General features: G+C 73.6%; 1 protein-coding gene. It reads left to right on the top strand.

Going from position 1 to position 553, the window contains the following annotated elements:
* The coding region (locus tag ACYF6T_RS44600) for an SDR family NAD(P)-dependent oxidoreductase (RefSeq protein WP_461703712.1) at positions 1–553 on the top strand (553 nt) is incomplete at both ends.

Here is a 553-nt window from a genome sequence, read left to right as displayed (position 1 = left end):
CTGGGGCGGACTCATCGACCTGCCCCACGACACCGACCACCACACCACCCACCGCCTCGCCGCCCTCCTCACCCCCGGCCACCCCGAAGACCAACTCGCCATCCGCCCCACCGGCGTACTGGCGCGCCGGATGCGGCACGCGCCGCCCACCCCGAGCCTGCCGGCCGAGTGGAGCCCCACGGGCACGACGTTGATCACCGGCGGTACCGGAGGTATCGGCGCCCATCTGGCCCGGTGGCTGGCCGCGGCCGGCGCACCCCACCTCCTGCTCCTCAGCCGCCGCGGCCCCGATGCCCCCGGCGCCACCGAACTCATCACGGATGTGGAGCAGTTCGGCAGCACCGTCACCATCGCGGCCTGCGATGCCGCCGACCGCACGCAACTTGAGCAAGCCGTCGCCGGCATCCCCGCGGACCGGCCCCTGACCACGATCGTGCACGCGGCGGGCGTTCCCAACTACATCCCCCTCACCGACCTCACCCCCGCCGACCTCGACCACGTCCTGCGTCCCAAGTCGCAGGCGGCGGCCCACCTGCACGAGCTGACCCAGGAA

Source organism: Streptomyces sp. 7R007 (assembly GCF_054850255.1).
The sequence above is the reverse complement of the archived record's forward strand: the minus strand, read 5'-3'. Positions and strand labels throughout refer to the sequence as shown.